This is a genomic window from Marinomonas sp. A3A, assembly GCF_018336955.1.
In the GTDB taxonomy this organism is placed as follows: Bacteria; Pseudomonadota; Gammaproteobacteria; order Pseudomonadales; family Marinomonadaceae; genus Marinomonas; species Marinomonas lutimaris.
In genome coordinates, this window is record NZ_CP025532.1 from 2,669,465 (window position 1) to 2,690,390 (window position 20,926).

Genomic DNA, 20,926 nt, shown 5'->3' on the forward strand with positions numbered 1-20,926 from the left:
AATGATGGTAACGCTTGCCAACTTACTTCTCATTAAAAGTAANTGGCGGAATGGACGGGACTCGAACCCGCGACCCCCTGCGTGACAGGCAGGTATTCTAACCAACTGAACTACCACTCCGTTGTCATAGATTGTTTAACCACTCTTCTATAAGTGGTGGGTGTGGAGAGGTTCGAACTCCCGACATTCGCCTTGTAAGGGCGACGCTCTCCCAACTGAGCTACACACCCATCATAATGATGGTAACGCTTGCCAACTTACTTCTCATTAAAAGTAANTGGCGGAATGGACGGGACTCGAACCCGCGACCCCCTGCGTGACAGGCAGGTATTCTAACCAACTGAACTACCACTCCGTTGTCATAGATTGTTTAACCACTCTTCTATAAGTGGTGGGTGTGGAGAGGTTCGAACTCCCGACATTCGCCTTGTAAGGGCGACGCTCTCCCAACTGAGCTACACACCCGACTCGTAGTTTTACATCTTGTCGAAAGATGGCGGAATGGACGGGACTCGAACCCGCGACCCCCTGCGTGACAGGCAGGTATTCTAACCAACTGAACTACCACTCCAACATGGTCTAGTACTTTTGCCTTTACCTAAGTAAGAAGCCCACTGCCTAGTTAGTGGTGGGTGTGGAGAGGTTCGAACTCCCGACATTCGCCTTGTAAGGGCGACGCTCTCCCAACTGAGCTACACACCCAATCATTGTTTAACGTTTCTATCCCAACTTACTTTATTAAGTAGGTGGTGCCGCCACCAAGAGTCGAACTCGGGACCCTCTGATTACAAGTCAGATGCTCTACCAACTGAGCTATAGCGGCTTAACGCTAAATCAAATTTTTCAATTCACTCACATATCGCAAGTAAATGGTGCCGCCACCAAGAGTCGAACTCGGGACCCTCTGATTACAAGTCAGATGCTCTACCAACTGAGCTATAGCGGCATTACATGACGCAGTTCACTTTTAAATAACTTCCTAAGAAGTGGTGCCGCCACCAAGAGTCGAACTCGGGACCCTCTGATTACAAGTCAGATGCTCTACCAACTGAGCTATAGCGGCTTTAATAAAAGCAAAATCTTTTTTTATTTCTAATCTTTATTCCTAAAGAAAGAAACTTTGACCAAATTATGGTGCCGCCACCAAGAGTCGAACTCGGGACCCTCTGATTACAAGTCAGATGCTCTACCAACTGAGCTATAGCGGCATTTCTCAAATTTTTGGTCGGGACGGCAGGATTTGAACCTGCGACCACTAGCACCCCATGCTAGTGCGCTACCAGGCTGCGCTACGCCCCGAAACCAACAGCTAAAGAGTTAAACTCTGTCCCTGTCAGCGGGTGCGTATATTACTATAACGAATTGAAAAGGGAAGACTTTTATAAACTTTTTTTCAATTTAATCATGACGCTAGATTTTTAGGAGTTCATCGCTTAAACATTGATCTAGATATGATTCTACTTTCCATATTAGCCCTATATAGTAAAGAGACACACCTTAAGGCTAAACACTAGATAAATAGGCACACAGAACAGTCGGATACAAAAAAGCCATCCAAGCGGATGGCTTTTTTTAGAAACATACAAAGCTACTCTTGCATATAGTCTTCTACTTTTGACTTAAGCTTCTGCCCAGGTCGAAAAGTAACAACGGTACGCGCGGTAATTGGGATTTCTTCTCCCGTCTTAGGATTTCGACCAGGGCGCTGACTCTTTTCACGCACTTCAAAATTACCAAAGCCCGACAACTTAACTTGCTGTCTTTCTATTAGTGAACTTCGCACCACGTCAAAAAAACCTTCTACAAGATCTTTGGCGTCTTTTTTACTTAGACCAATTGAATCCACTAAATTTTCAGCAAGGTCCGCTTTTGTCAACGATCCCATAAATCTACCCCCTTACAACGGCTCCCAACTGCTCAGACAAGGCTGCAACAGTTTGTTCAACTGAGTTGTTCACTTCTTCATCACTAAGAGTGTGTGAAGGATGCTGCCACGTCAAGCCCAAAGCGACACTTTTTTTCGTCTCATCAATACCTTGGCCCTGATAAACATCAAAAACCAACACACTTTTAAGCGCATCGCCAGCCGTTGCTGAAATCACCTTCTCCAACTCACTCACAGGCACAGAACGGTCAACCAGCAACGCCAGGTCACGACGAACCTCAGGGAAACGAGAAACAGCCCTATACTCTGGCAAAGTTGCATTTAATACCGCGTTTAGAGCAATATCAAATACATAGATAGACTGATTCGCACCCAATGTCTTAGACAATTGTGGATGCAACTCTCCCATCAAACCTACAAACTGACCGCCTAAAAAGATATCAGCGGAACGGCCTGGATGTAAAAATTCACAACTAGAACGTTCGTAAGTTGGCTTACCACCGTCATTTAAAGCAAACAAGGCTTCCACGTGCGCCTTCAGATCGTAGAAATCAACCTTCTCACTGCCGTGATACCAAGCTTCAGCATGACGAGTACCCGCAATTAAGCCGGCCACTTGCTGCTGCTGATCCAAATCAGCCAAAGCCTCAACAGAACCAATAAAACGACGACCCGTTTCAAACAAACGAACACGTGACTGCTGACGATTCTGATTGTAAAGATACGCTTTAACCAATCCCGGCACCAAACTTGGACGCATCACACCCATGTCTGCTGAAATAGGATTCGCCAATGGCACAGGCTCGATGTTAGGTAGAAATTGCTTGCTCAACACAGGATCAATAAAGCTATAAGTAACCGCTTCTTGATAACCCTGTGACACCAAGATCGAACGCAATACTTGAATCTGAGTTTTAGTCTCTGACAAAGGCGTAAAGTTGACCGCAGCCTGAGGCATAGAAGAAGGAAGATTGTCGTAACCGTAGATGCGGGCAACCTCTTCGATCAAATCAGCTTCTATGGCGATATCAAAGCGATGAGATGGTGCTTTTGTCGTCCAAGCTTCCTCAGTGACTTCAACCATCTCCAAACCGAGACGAGTCAAAATATCTGTCACAAGATCTTTGTCGATAGACATTGCTAAATACTGATCAAGCTTTTTACGACGCAGGGTTACTAATGCCGCTTCAGGCAAAGAAGCCTCATTAACAGCATGCGTAATTGGACCAACTTGACCGCCAGCTATTCCTACAACTAGCGCAGTAGCTCGTTCAATTGCTCGCTCTTGCAGAGTTGCATCTACGCCACGCTCAAATCGATGAGAGGAATCTGTATGCAAACCATAAGAACGCGCTTTACCAGCCAAAGACAATGGCGCAAAGAAAGCACTCTCTAAAAAGATATCTTTCGTCTCTTCGTTAACCCCAGACCCTTCGCCACCCATAATGCCAGCAATAGCTAGTGGTGATTTTTCATCAGCGATAACCAAAGTATCATCACGAAGTGTCACTTCCTGACCATCAAGCAAGACGATTTTTTCATCTTTTTTGGCCATTCGCACAACAATCGAACCTGACAAATTTGCCAAGTCAAAGGCATGCATCGGCTGACCCAACTCAAGCATCACATAATTAGTGATATCTACAATTGGGTCGATAGAACGAATACCACTGCGACGGAGCTTCTCAACCATCCATAAAGGAGTCTGAGCTTTAACATCAACACCACGCACAACACGCCCCAAATAACGAGGACAAGCATCTGCCGCATCTACTCGCACTGGGAAAGCATCATCAATAGCAATGTCGGCCGGAGTGACGCTAACCGGTGTCACATCAGCTTTATTTAAAACACCCACTTCGCGAGCCAAGCCAGCAACACTTAAACAGTCGCTACGGTTAGGGGTTAAATCTACATCAATAATCTGATCATCAAGATTCAAAAAAGCACGGAAGTCTTCGCCCGCTTTCGCAATAGCTGGTAATTCCATAATGCCATCATGGTCGTCGCTCAATCCCAATTCAGAGGCTGAGCACAACATACCAAAAGACTCTACTTGACGAAGTTTGGCTTTTTTAATTTTAAAATCTGCACCTAGAACAGCGCCAATTTTAGCAAATGGAATCTTGATACCTGGACGCGCATTTGGCGCACCACAAACTACCTGAAAAACATCTACGCCATCAGACACCTGACAAACTTGCAACTTATCAGCATTCGGATGAGGCTCAGCTCCGATAATCTCCCCTACTACCACACCTGAAAATTCAGAGGCAACAGGTAACACTTCATCCACTTCAAGGCCAGCTAACGTTATCTGAGCAACCAAATCATCGCTACTGATGTCTGGATTGACCCACTCTCTTAGCCAATTCTCACTAATTTTCATAAAAACATCCTAGGTCGACTGGTTACTTGAATTGTTTAAGGAAGCGCAAATCGTTTTCGAAGAACATACGAAGGTCGTCTACTTTGTAGCGCAGCATCGCAAAACGCTCAACGCCCATGCCAAAAGCAAAACCAGTGTATTTCTCAGAATCAATTCCTGACATTTCAAGCACTTTCGGGTGCACCATGCCACAACCTAACACTTCCAGCCAAGACTCTTCGCCTTTGCTATTGGTTCGCATGATATCCACTTCTATTGAAGGCTCAGTAAATGGAAAGTAACTTGGTCGGAAGCGAACTTTTAAATCATCTTCAAAGAAGACATTCAAAAATTGCTGCAAAATCCCCTTCAGATCAGCAAACGAAATATTTTCGTCGATCAATAGACCTTCAACCTGATGAAACATAGGAGTATGAGTTTGATCAGAGTCACAACGATAAACACGACCAGGGCAAATAATTCGAATTGGCGGCTGAGTCGTTTCCATTGTGCGCACTTGAACAGGAGATGTATGCGTTCTTAGCACGGTTGACGGATTAAAGTAGAAGGTATCTTGCATAGCTCGCGCTGGATGATGCGCAGGAATGTTTAGAGCTTCAAAGTTGTGATAATCATCTTCAATTTCTGGCCCCGAAGCCACATCGAAGCCAATACCACGGAAAAAGGTTTCAATACGCTCCATAGTACGAGTCACAGGATGCAGACCACCCACCTCTTGACCTTTACCAGATAGAGAAATATCAATTGTTTCAGTTGCCAATTTGGCTTCTAACGCTGCGTTAACAAGCGACGATTTACGTTCAGTAATTTTTTCTTGAACTTGATCTTTTGCCTCATTAACCAATTGACCAAATTTTGGCCTATCCTCTGCAGAAACATTACCAAGCTGTTTCAACAAAGCAGTCAGAGCGCCCTTCTTACCCAAATAATGCACACGTACATCATCCAATGCGGACTCACTCTCAGACGCAGCTACTGCGCTTAGCGCATCAGCAAGAATCTGCTTTAGGTTCTCCATTTACACACTCCAAAAAATAAAATAGGGGAAGAACCATTGGCTCTTCCCCTATCAAAGACTGCATTGAGTGATTCTTTCTATTAAGATGAAATCCTTCAAGATCGAATCACCCTAAGGCTACGTCAGAAATTAAGCCAAGCTTACTTTCGCTTTTTCAACGATAGCAGCAAAAACTTCTTTCTCGTACACAGCTAGGTCAGCCAAAACCTTACGGTCAATTTCAATTGCAGCTTGTTTCAAGCCAGCAATGAAACGGCTGTAAGATAGACCATTGATACGTGCAGCAGCGTTAATACGAGCAATCCACAATGCGCGGAATTGACGCTTACGCTGACGACGGTCACGGTACTGATACTGACCAGCTTTGATAACAGCTTGTTTTGCTACACGAAATACACGGCTACGTGCACCGTAGTAACCTTTAGCTTGCTTTAAAATCTTCTTGTGACGGCGACGAGCCTGAACACCACGTTTTACGCGAGGCATAATATAAACCTTATACTAATAAATTAATGAACTAAAAAAATCTAGACTTAGATGTATGGCAACATGCGTACAATTAACGCTTTGTCGCTTTGCGCAATCTGGTTCATAGAACGAAGATGACGCTTACGCTTAGTCGATTTCTTAGTCAAAATATGACTAGTATGAGACTGCTTATGCTTAAAACCATTCGCGGTACGTTTGAAGCGCTTAGCTGCGCCACTGTGTGACTTAATTTTGGACATGATAAAACCACTCTCGCATTCGTTAATGTTAGTGTAATTTCTTAATAAATCAGTCCTTAAGAGCCGAAGCCCTTAAAGCTAAATTATTTAAAATTACTTCTTCTTTTTGGGGCCTAGCACCATCGTCAATTGACGACCTTCCATTTTCGCGGCTTGCTCTACTACACCATAATCCTCTAAGTCTACTGCGACTCGATTCATAAGCTGCATGCCAAGCTCCTGATGGGCCATTTCACGACCGCGGTATCGTAGTGATACTTTAGCCTTATCCCCGCCTTCAAGGAAACGTATCAGGTTGCGGAGTTTTACCTGATAATCCCCTTCCTCCGTCCCTGGACGGAATTTCATTTCTTTCACTTGGATCTGCTTCGCATTTTTCTTTTGAGCAGCTTTCGCTTTCTTCGCTTCGAAAATATGCTTACCGTAGTCCATGATTTTGCAAACAATCGGATCTGAATCAGCAATTTGCACTAGATCTAAAGTAGCTTCTTGAGCTGCTTTTAGTGCCTCTTCTAAAGAGACAACGCCAACTTGTTCACCATCAGCAGCGATTAAACGTACTTCAGTTGCTCGAATGTTCTCGTTGATTTGAGGACGCTGCTTACCAGCTGCACGCCCACGATTCATATTACCTTTTATAGTACTATCTCCACTTCTTGTTTACGGCTACGGCGAGCAATTTCTTGTTGAAGCAAACCTTCAAAATCGGAAATACTCATCACTCCAAGGTCTTCGCCAGTACGAGTACGAACGGCAACTTGTTGCTGTTCTACTTCTTTATCACCGACGACGATCATGTACGGCACTCTTTGAAGAGTATGCTCGCGGATTTTAAACCCGATCTTCTCGTTTCTCAAGTCAAGTTTTGCTCTAAAGCCATTTGAATTCAATCTTTTTTCCAAATCAGAACAATAGTCTGCTTGGCGATCAGTAATGTTCATGATAACAACTTGTTCAGGTGCAAGCCAGACCGGAAAGGCACCTTCTGTATCTTCGATCAAAATACCAATGAAACGCTCAAGCGATCCAACAATCGCACGATGCAACATAACTGGTGTTTGACGAGAGCCATCTTCCGATACATATTGCGCTCCCAAGCGAGTTGGCATTGAGAAATCAACCTGAATTGTACCACATTGCCACACTCGACCAATGGCATCTTTCAGTGAAAACTCAATCTTAGGACCATAAAACGCCCCTTCCCCCGGTAACTCCTCCCAATCTAGTCCTGCGGAATCTAAAGCTTCAGACAATGCTTTCTCAGCCTTATCCCAAACATCATCAGAACCAACTCGCTGCTCAGGACGAGTAGACAAGCGATACACAATATTATCAAAGCCAAAATCAGCATAAACCTCATGCAACAAATCGATAAACTCAGATACTTCTTGCTGAATTTGCCCTTCCGTTACAAAGATATGCCCATCATCTTGAACAAAGTTACGTACGCGCATAATACCATGCAATGCGCCTGATGGCTCATTACGGTGACACGATCCAAACTCAGCCATACGGAACGGCAGATCTCGGTAACTTTTAAGACCTTGATTGTACACTTGTATGTGGCAAGGACAGTTCATCGGCTTAACAGCGTAATCACGGTTTTCAGAATGCGTAGTGAACATATTCTCATGATACTTACCCCAATGCCCTGATTTCTCCCAAAGCACACGATCAACGATCTGAGGTGTTTTTACTTCTTGATAATTATTATCAAGCTGCTTCTGACGCATATACTGCTCAACAACTTGATATAAGCGCCACCCTTTAGGATGCCAGAACACCATACCAGGCGCTTCTTCTTGAAGGTGGAAAAGGTCTAGCTTTTTACCCAACTTACGATGGTCACGCTTTTCCGCCTCTTCAATACGCGTTAAATAGCCTTTTAATTCTTTTTTGTCATTCCAAGCCGTACCATAAATACGCTGCAACATTTCGTTATTTGAATCACCGCGCCAGTAAGCTCCAGCCAACTTCATCAATTTGAAATGACGCAATACTCGAGTATTCGGCACATGAGGGCCACGACACATATCCATGTATTCTTCGTGATAATACAAACCGACTTCTTTTGTCGATTCATCCATATCATCAATCAAAGCAACCTTATAAGTCTCTCCACGATCAACAAATTGCTGACGAGCATCGGCTATCGGCGTCATTTTCTTAACAACATCGTAATCCGTCTTAACCAATTCAGCGATGCGTTTTTCAATGGCTGCTAAATCATCTGGTGTAAAAGGACGTTCGTAAGCGATATCGTAATAGAAACCTTCATCAATCACAGGACCGATTGCCATTTCTGCTGTCGGATACAACTGCTTAACAGCATGACCAACAAGGTGCGCAAACGAGTGACGAATGATTTCCACACCTTCAGGGTCTTTCCCTGTAATAATGCTTAACTTAGCGTCGTCAGAAATAAGTTCGCACGCATCAACTAGCTGACCATCTATGCGACCCGCAACTGTGGCCTTAGCCAAACCAGGACCAATATCCTCGGCGACCTGCATAACAGTTACTGGAGTTGAGAAAGAACGTTGGCTGCCATCAGGCAAAGTAATTATAGGCATTTTATTCCCCTATCGGAGTCAGTGGTGCTCCATACCAAAGAGCACATGTAAATTTCAGCGCATAAACTATCATTTTTCGATTATTCATGCGAATCTAATTTAAATAAGCCTTTTTTCTGCATGTAGCGGTCATCGACAAAAATCAAGCCCTTTTTCTCTCTTTAAGCCATAGACATTCTCCGCATGCGGAGTAAAATTAGCCTTCGTTTCACACAGACTTGATTTATCAAAAGGCACTATGGATCTCAATAATCTTGACGACTACTGCATTGAGACAACTCAATCAGAACCTGACCTATTAATTGAGCTGGTTGAAAAGACCTACTCAGATATGGGCTACCCGAATAAGTTATCAGGAAAGACCATTGGCCGCACGCTGAAACTTCTGGCAAGAATTGCACAACCAAAGCGCGCCTTAGAAATTGGCATGTTTACTGGTTATTCAGCATTGTCAATTGCAGAAGGCATGCCAGCAAATGGTGAACTTATTTGCTGTGAAACCAATCCTAGAGCGATTGAATTTGCTCAGTCTTTTTTTGATCGTAGTGAACACGGCAAGAAAATCAAAGCGATTTTTGGCCCTGCTCTCGATACGATCAATTCCCTTGAAGGGGAATTCGACTTTGTCTTTATTGATGCCGATAAACGTAACTACCTAAACTACTACGAAGCAGTACTACCGCTAGTTAGATCTGGTGGCCTTATCATTATCGATAACTCCCTATGGCAAGGAAGAGTTCTAGACCCGAAAGAAAACAGCGATATTGCTGTCAACCAAGTCAACCGCTTAATCGCGCAAGACAATCGAGTTGAAAACGTTCATCTGAACGTTCGTGACGGTCTTAATATCGTCGTAAAACACTAACCCTATTTCTTATAAACCCCATTCACCTTTGGGTCACCTTAGGTGAATGGGGTTTATGTGCTATTAAAAAGATATTACGTAAGAGGCAGCGATTTTGGTCGTTTTTAAAATCACAAATAACATCTCCGGCAAACACTACATTGGAACGTCTTTCAATAGTGGCTTTCAACGTTTCGAACAATACGTAGAAGCAACCAGCGAAGGTTTGGACTTTCCTTTATACAACGACATTAGGGAGAATGGCGTTGACGCTTTTACAGTTGAAGAACTATTTGAAACAAGCGACAAAGAAGAGCTTTATGAGTTAGAAACAGACTACATTTCTATTTATAACGGCGAAAGTTTGCGCGGCTATAAAATTGCTCAAACCGCTGAAAAAGCCACTAATCTAAACCTTGGCAAGAAAGCATTGTTTGACGCAAATGGCGTATCAACAGCAGAACAACCTAAAAAAACAAGAAAAGTAGCTGCAAAAAAGACCGTTGAACTCCCAAAAAAAACGCTTGAGCCAACGCCAACAGCAAAATCATTCTTTGGAGAGCTCATCGGCGAAGACCGAGTAAGCGCACCACTAGCTGCAGCGGCCGCAGAAAAGAAAAAAGCACCTGCTCGCACAAAGAGCAAGGCAAGCATTCAAAAGATGCTAAGCGAGGCTGAAAAGGCATCAAAAAAAGAACGTGAAGAAAAGCTAAAGTCACAACAGCAAGCCGAAGCGGAAGAAATGGCTCTCATCATGGCAAAAATTGATGTGACATCCAAATCTGCAACGTCTGCATTCCGTCGACGCAAAAGCTAATCTCAAAAGCTAGACACAAAAAAAGCTCAGTTATTAATTTAACTGAGCTTTTTTATTATCTGAACCTTGTCCATTTAAAAGCCACAGATTAAAAAATTAAGATCTTGCTTTTTTAAGGGTTTCCGAAATCATAAACGCCAACTCCAAAGACTGATCCGCATTTAAACGTGGATCACAATGAGTATGGTATCGGTCAGCCAAGTCAGCTTCAGTCACTTCAAAAGCACCACCAACACACTCAGTCACATTTTGACCTGTCATTTCAAAGTGAACGCCACCTGCGTAACTTCCCTCAGCATTATGAACTTGGAAGAATTGCTGCACCTCTCTCAACACATCATCAACACGTCGAGTTTTGTAACCAGTAGAAGCCTTGACAGTATTACCGTGCATTGGATCACTGCTCCATACCACTTGCTTACCCTCACGCTGAATTGCTTGGATTAGTTTAGGCATGCCATCTTCTACTTTATCAGCGCCCATGCGCACAATAATATTCAAGCGCCCCGCCTCATTATTTGGGTTCAGCACATCACACAGCTTCAATAAGTCCTCAGGGTCCATTGTAGGGCCTGCTTTTACACCAATTGGGTTTTGCACACCACGTAAAAACTCTACATGAGCACCATCTAATTGACGAGTACGATCCCCAATCCACAACATGTGTGCAGAACAATCATACCATTCACCAGTCAAGCTATCCTTGCGAGTCAAAGCCTGCTCATAAGGCAACAACAATGCCTCATGAGAAGTATAAAAATCAGTCTCTTTCAATTGCGCCAAACCAGGACCAATGCCACACGCCTCCATAAACTGCAAAGCATCATCAATCTTATCTGCAACACCTTGAAAACGACTACCCGCTGGACTCGCATTCAAAAAGTCTAAATTCCATTGATGAACTTGATGCAAATCTGCAAACCCACCCTGAGCAAAAGCCCTAAGCAAATTCATTGTTGATGCACTTTGGTTGTAAACTTGCACCAAACGCTCAGGATCTGGAACCCTAGCTTGCTCAGTAAAATCGATACCATTAATAATATCACCGCGGTAGCTAGGCAGCTCAACACCACCAATCACTTCAGTGCCAGCTGATCTAGGCTTAGCAAACTGCCCAGCCATACGACCAACTTTCACCACTGGGCATTTACCGGCATAGGTAAGCACCACAGCCATCTGCAGCATAACCTTAAAGGTATCGCGAATATTATTGGCGTGGAACTCCGCAAAACTTTCAGCACAATCACCACCTTGCAACAAGAATGACTGCCTATTAGCAACTTGCGCCAAAGCCTTTTTTAGCTGGCGCGCTTCACCCGCAAAAACAAGAGGAGGCATTTTTCCTAATGTATTTTCGACTTGAGCTAAATGCTCTGCATTAGGATAAACTGGCTGCTGCAGCGCCGTCTTCTCTCTCCAACTTGTTAAGTTCCACTGTGACATAATTTTCTACAACCTTATTCTATTCATTATTTTTTTACGTATATTAACGAGCAACAACCCAAAGTATTTCTGCATCCTTTACCGACAAGGAAACAACCGCATGCCCCATAGTGGCATCATAATACACACTATCACCTTCTTTTAATTCAATAGGCTCATAGAGCTCAGAGAAAAAATTAATTTTACCTTGCAACACCAACAAAAACTCTTCGCCATCATGACGCACCCATTCTTTAAATTCAGCAAAAGATCGAGCCCTTACCGTTGTTTTAAAGGGCACCATTTTCTTACGACTAATAGAGTAATTTAATAGCTCATGCTCATAAGTTGCTGTTGGGTGCGGCTCACCTTTTCCTTTACGAGTAATATCTCGACGACCAGCAATCGAATGCTCACTCGCCTCAACAAAAAGCTGAGGCAAATCCATTTCTAAGCCATTAATCAACTTCTGCACGATAGTAAAACTCGGCGACACCTGATCGTTTTCGATTTTTGAAAGCGTCGAACGAGCTATCCCTGTTCTTTTCCCCACCTCTTCAAGCGTCCAGCCTTTTGCTAAACGAATTTCCTTCACACGCTTACCAAGCTCAAGCGGCTCAACAAACCGATCAGGGTCGGATGCCGTGGCTGTTTCTAATGACGGACGACTAACCATATTTTACCAATACCACTTTCTAAAAGAGCTTATGAAAAGAAACCCACTAACACCATCAAGTTAATAAAGGCGCCATTGCTAAAGCACAACGGGAAAGATCAAAACCCTTGCCTGATACATAAGACATTAGATCACTAGAGTCGCCACCCTTAGCATTCTGCAATAGCAACCACAACACCGAAGATCGAGTACCCGTCCGACAAAACGCAAGCGTCTTTTTTTCTTCAAACAAAGCGCTTCCCTGAAGATCAACTTGCTTTTGAGATAACTTAGACAAATCCATTGGATTACTCACATACTCCATGCCCAAAGCCTCAGCCGCAGCACGAATACTTTCCCCTGAAGGCTGATCATCAGACTCAGCCTCTGGGCGATTATTTATAATTCGTTCAAAACCCTGCTCTTTAAGCAAAACAAGATCTGCTTCAACCAATTGAGGAGCAACAAAATAAGAGACATCAAGCTGAATAACATTCCCCATAAACTTTCCCCTTAAATAAATTTAAGAACGATATAACACTTTTATAAGATGAAAACCAAACTGCGTCTTGATAGGCCCCTGAATTTTATATAAAGGACCACTAAAAACTGCCTTATCAAAAGCTGGCACCATATCCCCTTTACGAAACTCACCAAGGTCGCCCCCTTTTTTTCCCGAGGGACAAGTAGAAAACTGCTTGGCTAATTTATGAAAGTCAGCACCTTTATCCAACTTTAACTTTAGAGACTCCGCTTCAGCCTTTGTCTTAACCAAAATATGACACGCACTTGCCGTTGACATTCAAAACCCTACCAATCAAATAAACTAGATAAAACATGTTAACCTATTTAGTATAATAGAATTAACTATAAGCGATCATAAACCCTAAATTAGTCTGGCAAAAAGCAGTATCAACATAAACATATAGGCAGCTTTACAATATGAGTACTTATGCAGCAATAAGCGATCTATCCTTTCTTCTAGTAGAACCATCAGATATGCAAAGGAAAATCATCACTAAAGCACTTGAAGAAACCGGAATAAAACAAATTTCATACGCGAACAATATCCAAGAAACAATCACTTCACTACTCTCCTTCCCACCAGATCTTGTCATCTCCTCCATGTATCTCCCTGACGGCTCCGCCAATGACCTCATTGACCGAATCAGAAACAATGAAGAAACAGAAAATCAGTGTTTTATGCTAATCTCTAGCGAAAGAAACAGAGAACATCTAGAACACCTAAGACAATCCGGCGTACTTGCCATTCTACCCAAGCCATTCAATCAAAAAGATCTTACTCGCGCCATTCACGCAACCTTAGACCTTATTGTTGAAGAGGAAATTGACCTAGAATTATTCGACCCCAAAAATCTGCGCGTACTGGTTACAGATGACAGCCGCATGGCACGAAAACACGTCAGTAAAACACTAAACACAATGGGAATTGAAGACATACAATTCGCGGAAAATGGTAAAGAAGCAATCGCACTTCTTAACGAAATGGAATTTGATCTCATTGTTACCGACTACAACATGCCAGAAATGGACGGCAGAGAACTTACTGAAGCCGTTAGACTAGATCCAGCATTAGCACACATACCAATACTAATGGTAAGTTCAAACTCAGAAGACAGCCAACTATCAAATATCGCTCAAGAGGGTGTTGATGCGATATGTGGAAAACCTTTTGAACCAAGCGTGGTAAGAAAACTATTAGCAAAAATTCTAAATTAACTATCTGGTCACTGAAGCCTTTTACCAAAGCTCAACTCAAAGATTAAAAACAAAAAAAGAGCTTCAGTTGAAGCTCTTTTTTTCTAAAACCAAACACTGGAAAAATTTAAATCAAGCTGCCGCCATCAACTCAGAAACAATCTGCTGATTAGCATCAGGAAACTGATAAGTCGACAAGTTAGAAATAAGCACCCAACTCACCTCCTGACCTTCACTTCCTACTGGCTCACCATCAAAAGCTGTTACCTTATAGAAACAAAGCTCTACCTGCTTATCACCATAATCATGAGAGATCGTTTTATAGAAAGAACTTTCAGTAACAGCAATACCGCACTCCTCTTTCAACTCTCGCACCAAAGCCATCTCAGCAGATTCAGAAGGCTCACACTTGCCTCCTGGAAACTCCCACAGACCACCTTGATGCTGACTTGACTTACGAAGAGCAATGAAGACAGCACCATCACGAAGAATAATACCAACAGCAACTCTAACCAACATTAGGTACGGTACTCAGCATTGATAGTGACATACTCGTGAGAAAAGTCTGTTGTCCAAACAATATCAGACTCAGACCCCATACCCAAATCAAGCACTATATGGATTTCTTGTGGCGCCATTGCCTGCTTGCCATGCTCTTCAAGATAATCTGGAGAACGACCACCATCACGGGCAACTTCAAAGCCATTAATATGAAGTTGAACACGATCAACATCCAAACCCTCAACGCCAGCACGACCAACAACTGCCAAAATTCGCCCCCAGTTAGGATCAGAAGCGAAAAGCGCCGTTTTCACTAAAGGAGAGTGGGCGATTTCAAAAGCCACTTTGGTTGCATCAGACTCTACAGCCGCACCAACAACCTCAACAGTCACGAACTTTGTCGCACCTTCACCATCACGAACGATAGCATGCGCCAACTCTTGCATAACCTCAGTAAATGCAGCGATAAAAGCTTGTGCCAAAGGCTCATCGACAGAAGAGACTTTCGCATTTCCAGCCATGCCCGTTGCCACAGCAATGCAAGAATCGTTTGTAGATGTATCACTATCAACCGTAATGCGATTAAAGCTCTTATTCACCACATCTTTCAATATAGACTGAAGAACATCCACATCCATCGCTATATCACTGCAAATATAACCCAACATAGTCGCCATGTTGGGACGAATCATACCTGCACCTTTCGAAATACCTGCGATATTATAAGTTACGCCATCAAATTCAAAAGTTCGCACAGAACCCTTTGGCAAAGTATCGGTAGTCATAATACCAACACCAGCGGACTTCCAGTTATCACTGGACAAATTTTCAAGCGCTTTAGGAATGGCTGCAACAATTTTTGCCACAGGCAATGGCTCGCCAATAACACCTGTTGAAAAAGGCAAAATTGACTCGACACTGACTCCAGTCCCTTCAGCCAAAACCTCACAAGTCTTAAGAGCCGTCTCTAGGCCAGTCTTACCCGTACCGGCATTTGCGTTACCCGTATTGATAAGCAAATAACGGCTATCAGCCAAGCCTAAATGTTTTTGACATATACGCACAGGCGCAGCGCAAAAAGCATTCTGAGTAAAAACACCAGCAACTGATGCACCTTCACAAATTTCAAAAATCACAACATCTTTTTTGTTGGGCTTTTTAATACCAGCTTCAGCAACACCAATTCTAATTCCTTTTATTTCAGGAATAAGAGGAAAATCATGCAACCCTACAGCCATTTAAACTTTCTCCAATTAAACAAGACTACCGTGACATTGTTTGTATTTTTTACCTGAACCGCATGGACAAGGCTCATTGCGACCCACTTTAGGATACTCTTGACCACCAGCAGAATCAGAACCACCGTCAGACAAGGAATCTAACGAGTCATGAATCATATTCATGGTCGTTTTTTCCTCTTGCTGTCTACGTGCTTCCTGTATTTTCTCAGCCTCTTCAGCAGACTGAACTTTCACACGAGTAATAATTTGAATTACTTCATATTTAATTTGCTCTAACAAACCTTGAAATAATTCAAACGACTCACGCTTATATTCTTGCTTAGGGTTCTTTTGCGCATAGCCACGTAAATGAATACCCTGTCTAAGCATATCCATCGTCTGAAGATGCTCTTTCCACAGTGTATCAAGAACCTGCAACAGCACCTGTTTCTCGAAAGCTCTAAATGGCTGTTCACCAGCAATTTCTTCTTTCGCCTGATAATCATTAACAAACGTGTCTAATATTTTCTGACGCAAAGGTTCTTCATAAAGTTTCTTATCTTCTTCTACCCATTTCGCAACAGGAAGCTCTAGACCAAATTCGTTACGAGCCTTCTCTTCCAACCCTTCAAGGTCCCACATATCGAAAATACTTTGAGGTGGAATAAACTCATCAACCAAGCTAGTAACAACTTCTTCTCGCATTGCAGAAATAGCTTCAGAAAGATCTTCCGACACCATCATATCAAAACGTTGGCGGTAAATTACCTGACGCTGATCATTCGCCACATCATCGTATTCAAGTAACTGTTTACGAATATCGAAGTTACGACCTTCCACTTTACGCTGCGCTTTTTCAATAGCGTTTGAAACCATCTTATGTTCGATAGCCTCACCTTTCTCCATGCCAAGCGCCATCATCATTTTTTTGATGCGGTCAGACATGAAGATACGCATCAAATTATCTTCTAGAGACAAATAAAAGCGCGACGAACCAACATCACCTTGACGTCCAGCACGGCCACGAAGTTGATTATCAATACGGCGTGATTCATGGCGCTCTGTACCAATGATATGTAAACCACCGGCAGCAAGAACTGACTCATTGCGGGCTTTCCAATCAGCTTTTAGCGCATCAATACTTTCTTGACTGGCATTTTCACCCAGCTTAGCTAACTCAACCTGAAGGTTGCCACCCAACACAATATCCGTACCACGACCAGCCATATTTGTCGCAATTGTAACCGCACCAGGACGACCTGCATCAGCCACAATTTCAGCTTCGCGCTCATGCTGCTTAGCATTAAGAACGTTGTGCTTAACACCTTTCTGATTTAGGTAATTGGATAAAAGCTCAGAGTATTCAATCGAAGCTGTACCAACCAGAACAGGGCGACCTTGCTTAACAATCTCTTCAATATCCAAAACAATGGCTTCAAATTTATCTTCAGTAGACATATAAATTAAATCATTGAAGTCTTTGCGCTGAACCTGACGATTAGTAGGGATAACAATAACGGATAGCCCGTAAATTTGCTGAAACTCAAATGCTTCAGTGTCTGCCGTACCCGTCATACCAGACAGCTTTTCATACAAGCGGAAATAGTTCTGAAAGGTTGTTGATGCCAATGTCTGACTTTCAGCCTGAATAGTGACACCTTCTTTGGCCTCTACTGCCTGATGAATACCTTCAGACCAGCGACGGCCAGCCATAGTCCTACCAGTATGCTCATCAACAATGACAATCTGATCACCTTGGATGACATAATCAATATTCTTCTTGAAAATCACGTGAGCTTTCAGACAAGCATGAACATGATGCAATAGAGAAAGATTACCAGCCGCATAAAGACTCTCACCTTCCGCGAGCATACCTTGCTCAACTAACCAATCCTCAACAAAAGAGTGACCATCTTCTGTCAGTTCAATGCTGCGCTGAGACTCGTCAAAAACGTAATGACCGGAAGGCTCTTCACCTTCCGCGTCCTCTTGCTTAACCAATAAAGGAGCTAGTTGATTAATTTTACGATATTGCTCTGAACTATCTTCAACCGCACCAGATATAATAAGAGGCGTTCTAGCCTCATCTATCAAGATTGAGTCCACCTCATCAACAACAGAGAAGTTTAAATCACGCTGAACACGATCTTCCAAACGGAACACCATATTGTCGCGAAGATAATCAAAACCGAATTCGTTATTGGTGCCATAAGTAATGTCACATAAATATGCCGCTTTTTTCTCGTCACGATCTTGACCAGAAAACACAACGCCAACACTCATATCTAAAAACTCATATAAAGGGCGCATCCAGTTGGCATCACGCTTAGCCAGATAATCGTTCACTGTGACTACGTGAACCCCTTTAGAAGACAAAGCATTTAAGTAAACAGCCAATGTCGCTACAAGCGTTTTACCTTCACCGGTACGCATCTCGGCGATTTTACCTTCATTTAGAACCATGCCACCGATCAACTGCACATCAAAATGGCGCATCCCCATAACACGACTACTGCCTTCTCGCACTACAGCAAAGGCCTCAGGCAAAATAGAATCTAACGACTCGCCTTTTGCGAGACGATCACGGAACTCGCCCGTTTTTCCAGACAAGTCATCATCGGATAATTTGTGGAAAGATTCTTCAAGTTGGTTTATCTGTGCAACGACTTTTCTATATCGTTTAACTTCTCGGTCATTCTTTGTGCCGACAATTTTTTTAATTACAGTTCCTAACATCTTGAACTCATCGTAGCCAATTAGTAATAAAGACAGTCTATCATGGTAATGTGTGACAAAACATGAAATATCAAGGACCTAAATACAAAAAAACCAGACATATAGTCTGGTTTTTTAAAATACGATCAAGAATTAATCACTTACTAAGCACCAACAAAAGCAGGCTCTACATAAGAGATTGGTGTTGTTTGCGCTTCATCTTCGAAAACAACATATTCCCAAGCATCTTGGTGCTCAAGCAAGGCAAGCAATAGCTTGTTATTCAATGCGTGACCAGATTTATAAGCTTTATACTCACCAATCAAGCTATGACCCAGAAGATAAAGATCACCTATCGCATCTAATACTTTATGACGCACCAATTCATCTCGATAACGCAAACCTTCGTCATTTAGCACACGGTAGTCATCGAGTACGATGGCATTTTCCATGTTTGCACCACGAGCAAGGTTATTGTTTTTAAAGTATTCAAGATCTTTCATAAAACCAAATGTTCTGGCACGGCTAATCTCTTTTACAAAAGTAGTCGTTGAGAAATCAAATGATGTGCTTTGAACATCTTCACCAATAGCTGGATGCTGAAAGTCAATTGTGAAAGACAAGCGAAAACCTGAATGAGGCTCAAGAGAGGCAAATTTATCACCCTCGTCGACTCTGATAGGCTTCTTGACTCGAATAAATCTTTTTGGCGCATTTTGAGCTTCTAGACCTGCCGATTGCAGAAGAAAAACAAAAGGACTAGCACTTCCATCCATAAGAGGAATTTCACTAGCACTTACTTCTACATAAGCGTTATCTACACCCAAACCTGCCATTGCAGATAACAAATGCTCTACAGTACTTACCTTCACATCACCCTGACATAAAGCCGTAGCAAAATTTGTTGATCCGACTGCTCGCGCATCACCATGAATCTCTACAACTGGATCCAAGTCTGTACGAACAAATACAATACCTGTATTCACAGGCGCAGGCTTCAGTGTCAAATACACTTTCTCGCCAGAGTGTAAACCCACTCCAGTTGCTCGAATAATGTTTTTAAGTGTGTGTTGGCGTACCATTATATTCCTACATTTTTATGACTGGATACTACTCTTTGAAAAATAGTATCAATAACACATTTTTTATACAATCCAACGTCTTGATATTGCATCGTTTTTACTCAAACTAGTCAGCTTGACGACGCAAAAATGCCGGAATGTCCAAATACGATAATTTATCGCCACTTGAAATAGAGGAAGAATCAACAGACTCTTTCTTTTCATCCAAGCTTTTCTCCACCACTTCCGCCTTCACATGATGTGAAGGTTTCGGCACAGACTGAGCAACTGCCATTTTAGCGTTATCACTTTCAACAACTTGCTCTACCTTTGCCATAACTGGTTGAGAGACAACAGATTCACCAACAGCAGACTTCATTTCACCTGCAGAGCGACCCTCTAAACCAGTTGCAACTACCGTGACTCGCATTTCATCACCTACACTAGGATCAATTGCACAACCAATCACGACAGTAGCATCTTCCGATGCATATTCTTCAATAATGCCACCAACCTCAGTAAATTCAGACAAACCAACTTCTTCGTTTGCTGTAATGTTTACTAGCACGCCACGCGCACCTCTAAGGTTGATATCTTCAAGCAATGGATTATGTATTGCAGCCTCAGCAGCTACTCTAGCTCTATCCTCGCCAGACGCAGACCCCGTACCCATCATCGCCATTCCCATTTCAGACATAACCGTTCTTACATCTGCAAAGTCGACGTTGATTAAACCAGGTCGCATAATCAAATCTGTAATACCCTGAACCGCATTAAACAAAACATTATTAGCTTCGCCAAACGCCTTCAACAATGAAATATTTTTACCTAATACTGGCAAAAGACGCTCGTTTGGGACGGTAATCAAAGAATCGACATTTTCACGCAACTCCCTAACACCTTCCTCAGCAACTCTTGCACGACGACGACCCTCAAAAGGAAAAGGCTTAGTTACAACAGCCACCGTCAAAATACCCAACTCTCGCGCCACTTTAGCAATAACTGGTGCAGCACCTGTACCTGTTCCACCACCCATACCAGCGGTGATGAATACCATATCTGCACCCGTCAACAACTGAGTAATTTTCTCTTGATCTTCTAATGCCGAATCCCTACCCACTTCTGGATTTGCCCCAGCACCCAACCCTTTAGTGATGGTTGAGCCTAACTGCAAAGAGACCCCTGTCTCAAAACCTATCAGCGCTTTAGAGTCAGTGTTGGCACAAATAAATTCAACACCTTCCAATCGATTTTCAAGCATATGACGTACAGCATTGCCGCCGCCGCCGCCGACACCGATAACTTTAATAACAGCATTATCTGATAAATTATCTTCGGCTAAATCAAAGACATTCATGGGCTTATCGCTCCTCAATAAA

Annotated in this window: 19 protein-coding genes and 11 tRNA genes; 3 read left to right on the top strand and 27 right to left on the bottom strand. The window is 42.9% G+C overall.

All coding sequences use genetic code 11. The features are described from left to right. Positions 1 to 43: 43 nt before the first annotated feature. The 18 genes from CYL31_RS12410 to thrS form a co-directional block, all read right to left on the bottom strand. A tRNA-Asp gene (locus CYL31_RS12410) sits at positions 44 to 120 on the bottom strand. A gap of 34 nt (positions 121 to 154) precedes the next feature. After that, positions 155 to 230, bottom strand: a tRNA-Val gene (locus CYL31_RS12415). A 48-nt stretch (positions 231 to 278) separates the two neighbouring features. Continuing rightward, positions 279 to 355: transfer RNA gene (locus CYL31_RS12420), tRNA-Asp, on the bottom strand. A gap of 34 nt (positions 356 to 389) precedes the next feature. Then, a tRNA-Val gene (locus tag CYL31_RS12425) sits at positions 390 to 465 on the bottom strand. A gap of 29 nt (positions 466 to 494) precedes the next feature. Further along, positions 495 to 571 (bottom strand) — tRNA-Asp (locus tag CYL31_RS12430). A gap of 55 nt (positions 572 to 626) precedes the next feature. Continuing rightward, positions 627 to 702: transfer RNA gene (locus CYL31_RS12435), tRNA-Val, on the bottom strand. A gap of 45 nt (positions 703 to 747) precedes the next feature. Then, a tRNA-Thr gene (locus CYL31_RS12440) sits at positions 748 to 823 on the bottom strand. Between the two features lie 47 nt (positions 824 to 870). Further along, positions 871 to 946, bottom strand: a tRNA-Thr gene (locus tag CYL31_RS12445). A gap of 41 nt (positions 947 to 987) precedes the next feature. Further along, positions 988 to 1,063: transfer RNA gene (locus tag CYL31_RS12450), tRNA-Thr, on the bottom strand. A gap of 69 nt (positions 1,064 to 1,132) precedes the next feature. After that, positions 1,133 to 1,208: transfer RNA gene (locus CYL31_RS12455), tRNA-Thr, on the bottom strand. A 14-nt stretch (positions 1,209 to 1,222) separates the two neighbouring features. Then, positions 1,223 to 1,299, bottom strand: a tRNA-Pro gene (locus CYL31_RS12460). A gap of 289 nt (positions 1,300 to 1,588) precedes the next feature. Beyond that, a complete protein-coding gene (locus CYL31_RS12465) occupies positions 1,589 to 1,885 on the bottom strand; it encodes an integration host factor subunit alpha (RefSeq protein WP_012070280.1) in 297 nt (98 codons plus the stop codon). 4 nt (positions 1,886 to 1,889) lie between these two features. Beyond that, positions 1,890 to 4,274 carry a phenylalanine--tRNA ligase subunit beta gene (gene pheT / locus CYL31_RS12470; RefSeq protein ID WP_212915551.1) on the bottom strand — a complete coding sequence of 795 codons (2,385 nt, stop codon included), beginning with the start codon at positions 4,272 to 4,274 and terminating at the stop codon, positions 1,890 to 1,892. Positions 4,275 to 4,296: 22 nt separating this feature from the next. Continuing rightward, on the bottom strand, positions 4,297 to 5,292 hold the full coding sequence (gene pheS / locus CYL31_RS12475; protein ID WP_212915552.1) for a phenylalanine--tRNA ligase subunit alpha: 996 nt from the start codon (positions 5,290 to 5,292) through the stop codon (positions 4,297 to 4,299). Positions 5,293 to 5,421: 129 nt separating this feature from the next. Next, a complete protein-coding gene (gene rplT, locus CYL31_RS12480) occupies positions 5,422 to 5,778 on the bottom strand; it encodes a 50S ribosomal protein L20 (protein WP_012070283.1) in 357 nt (118 codons plus the stop codon). A 47-nt stretch (positions 5,779 to 5,825) separates the two neighbouring features. After that, positions 5,826 to 6,020 (bottom strand): 50S ribosomal protein L35, encoded by a 195-nt coding sequence (rpmI, locus tag CYL31_RS12485; protein ID WP_012070284.1) that lies wholly within the window; start codon positions 6,018 to 6,020, stop codon positions 5,826 to 5,828. A gap of 93 nt (positions 6,021 to 6,113) precedes the next feature. Further along, positions 6,114 to 6,647 carry a translation initiation factor IF-3 gene (gene infC, locus CYL31_RS12490; RefSeq protein ID WP_212915553.1) on the bottom strand — a complete coding sequence of 178 codons (534 nt, stop codon included), beginning with the start codon at positions 6,645 to 6,647 and terminating at the stop codon, positions 6,114 to 6,116. 8 nt (positions 6,648 to 6,655) lie between these two features. Continuing rightward, a complete protein-coding gene (thrS, locus tag CYL31_RS12495) occupies positions 6,656 to 8,593 on the bottom strand; it encodes a threonine--tRNA ligase (RefSeq protein ID WP_212915554.1) in 1,938 nt (645 codons plus the stop codon). A gap of 238 nt (positions 8,594 to 8,831) precedes the next feature. Between thrS and CYL31_RS12500 the strand changes: the two genes are divergently transcribed. After that, a complete protein-coding gene (locus CYL31_RS12500; RefSeq protein WP_212915555.1) occupies positions 8,832 to 9,458 on the top strand; it encodes an O-methyltransferase in 627 nt (208 codons plus the stop codon). Positions 9,459 to 9,552: 94 nt separating this feature from the next. Next, entirely contained in the window at positions 9,553 to 10,254 is a 702-nt protein-coding gene (locus CYL31_RS12505; RefSeq protein ID WP_212915556.1) for a GIY-YIG nuclease family protein, read from the top strand. A gap of 96 nt (positions 10,255 to 10,350) precedes the next feature. Here CYL31_RS12505 and CYL31_RS12510 read toward each other — a convergent pair whose 3' ends face one another. The 4 genes from CYL31_RS12510 to ppiC are packed head-to-tail and all read right to left on the bottom strand — an operon-like array spanning position 10,351 to position 13,133. Continuing rightward, positions 10,351 to 11,697, bottom strand: coding sequence for a class II 3-deoxy-7-phosphoheptulonate synthase (locus CYL31_RS12510; protein WP_212915557.1), 1,347 nt, complete (start codon positions 11,695 to 11,697; stop codon positions 10,351 to 10,353). A 43-nt stretch (positions 11,698 to 11,740) separates the two neighbouring features. After that, on the bottom strand, positions 11,741 to 12,352 hold the full coding sequence (locus tag CYL31_RS12515) for a helix-turn-helix domain-containing protein (RefSeq protein ID WP_212915558.1): 612 nt from the start codon (positions 12,350 to 12,352) through the stop codon (positions 11,741 to 11,743). Between the two features lie 55 nt (positions 12,353 to 12,407). Then, entirely contained in the window at positions 12,408 to 12,833 is a 426-nt protein-coding gene (locus CYL31_RS12520; RefSeq protein WP_212915559.1) for a protein tyrosine phosphatase family protein, read from the bottom strand. Positions 12,834 to 12,854: 21 nt separating this feature from the next. Continuing rightward, positions 12,855 to 13,133: a peptidylprolyl isomerase PpiC gene (gene ppiC / locus CYL31_RS12525; RefSeq protein ID WP_212915560.1), complete on the bottom strand. Its 279-nt coding sequence runs from the start codon at positions 13,131 to 13,133 to the stop codon at positions 12,855 to 12,857. 140 nt (positions 13,134 to 13,273) lie between these two features. Here ppiC and CYL31_RS12530 point away from each other — a divergent pair, with 140 nt between their 5' ends. Further along, positions 13,274 to 14,071 (top strand): response regulator, encoded by a 798-nt coding sequence (locus tag CYL31_RS12530; protein WP_212915561.1) that lies wholly within the window; start codon positions 13,274 to 13,276, stop codon positions 14,069 to 14,071. Positions 14,072 to 14,182: 111 nt separating this feature from the next. Here the strand turns inward: CYL31_RS12530 and mutT are convergent, their stop codons facing one another. From mutT to ftsZ, 5 genes are all read right to left on the bottom strand, one after another. Next, entirely contained in the window at positions 14,183 to 14,569 is a 387-nt protein-coding gene (mutT, locus tag CYL31_RS12535; RefSeq protein ID WP_212915562.1) for an 8-oxo-dGTP diphosphatase MutT, read from the bottom strand. Continuing rightward, the gene (argJ, locus tag CYL31_RS12540; protein ID WP_212915563.1) at positions 14,569 to 15,789 is read right to left on the bottom strand and encodes a bifunctional glutamate N-acetyltransferase/amino-acid acetyltransferase ArgJ; all 1,221 of its coding nucleotides are present in this window, start codon (positions 15,787 to 15,789) and stop codon (positions 14,569 to 14,571) included. The genes mutT and argJ overlap by 1 nt, the downstream gene beginning before the upstream one ends. A gap of 15 nt (positions 15,790 to 15,804) precedes the next feature. Beyond that, the gene (secA, locus tag CYL31_RS12545) at positions 15,805 to 18,507 is read right to left on the bottom strand and encodes a preprotein translocase subunit SecA (RefSeq protein ID WP_212915564.1); all 2,703 of its coding nucleotides are present in this window, start codon (positions 18,505 to 18,507) and stop codon (positions 15,805 to 15,807) included. A gap of 143 nt (positions 18,508 to 18,650) precedes the next feature. Then, positions 18,651 to 19,568, bottom strand: a complete 918-nt coding sequence (gene lpxC / locus CYL31_RS12550) for a UDP-3-O-acyl-N-acetylglucosamine deacetylase (RefSeq protein WP_012070297.1) — start codon at positions 19,566 to 19,568, stop codon at positions 18,651 to 18,653. Positions 19,569 to 19,674: 106 nt separating this feature from the next. Continuing rightward, positions 19,675 to 20,904, bottom strand: coding sequence for a cell division protein FtsZ (gene ftsZ / locus CYL31_RS12555; RefSeq protein ID WP_212915565.1), 1,230 nt, complete (start codon positions 20,902 to 20,904; stop codon positions 19,675 to 19,677). Between the last annotated feature and the right edge of the window lie 22 nt (positions 20,905 to 20,926).

Coding starts and splice junctions, on each gene's coding strand:
- rplT (WP_012070283.1), bottom strand. CDS start 5,778: ATGCCTCGCGTAAAACGTGGTGTTCAGGCTCGTCGCCGTCACAAGAAG.
- pheT (WP_212915551.1), bottom strand. CDS start 4,274: ATGAAAATTAGTGAGAATTGGCTAAGAGAGTGGGTCAATCCAGACATC.
- secA (WP_212915564.1), bottom strand. CDS start 18,507: ATGTTAGGAACTGTAATTAAAAAAATTGTCGGCACAAAGAATGACCGA.
- ppiC (WP_212915560.1), bottom strand. CDS start 13,133: ATGTCAACGGCAAGTGCGTGTCATATTTTGGTTAAGACAAAGGCTGAA.
- CYL31_RS12465 (WP_012070280.1), bottom strand. CDS start 1,885: ATGGGATCGTTGACAAAAGCGGACCTTGCTGAAAATTTAGTGGATTCA.
- thrS (WP_212915554.1), bottom strand. CDS start 8,593: ATGCCTATAATTACTTTGCCTGATGGCAGCCAACGTTCTTTCTCAACT.
- mutT (WP_212915562.1), bottom strand. CDS start 14,569: ATGTTGGTTAGAGTTGCTGTTGGTATTATTCTTCGTGATGGTGCTGTC.
- pheS (WP_212915552.1), bottom strand. CDS start 5,292: ATGGAGAACCTAAAGCAGATTCTTGCTGATGCGCTAAGCGCAGTAGCT.
- ftsZ (WP_212915565.1), bottom strand. CDS start 20,904: ATGAATGTCTTTGATTTAGCCGAAGATAATTTATCAGATAATGCTGTT.
- rpmI (WP_012070284.1), bottom strand. CDS start 6,020: ATGTCCAAAATTAAGTCACACAGTGGCGCAGCTAAGCGCTTCAAACGT.
- CYL31_RS12500 (WP_212915555.1), top strand. CDS start 8,832: ATGGATCTCAATAATCTTGACGACTACTGCATTGAGACAACTCAATCA.
- infC (WP_212915553.1), bottom strand. CDS start 6,647: ATGAATCGTGGGCGTGCAGCTGGTAAGCAGCGTCCTCAAATCAACGAG.
- CYL31_RS12520 (WP_212915559.1), bottom strand. CDS start 12,833: ATGGGGAATGTTATTCAGCTTGATGTCTCTTATTTTGTTGCTCCTCAA.
- CYL31_RS12515 (WP_212915558.1), bottom strand. CDS start 12,352: ATGGTTAGTCGTCCGTCATTAGAAACAGCCACGGCATCCGACCCTGAT.
- argJ (WP_212915563.1), bottom strand. CDS start 15,789: ATGGCTGTAGGGTTGCATGATTTTCCTCTTATTCCTGAAATAAAAGGA.
- CYL31_RS12530 (WP_212915561.1), top strand. CDS start 13,274: ATGAGTACTTATGCAGCAATAAGCGATCTATCCTTTCTTCTAGTAGAA.
- CYL31_RS12510 (WP_212915557.1), bottom strand. CDS start 11,697: ATGTCACAGTGGAACTTAACAAGTTGGAGAGAGAAGACGGCGCTGCAG.
- lpxC (WP_012070297.1), bottom strand. CDS start 19,568: ATGGTACGCCAACACACACTTAAAAACATTATTCGAGCAACTGGAGTG.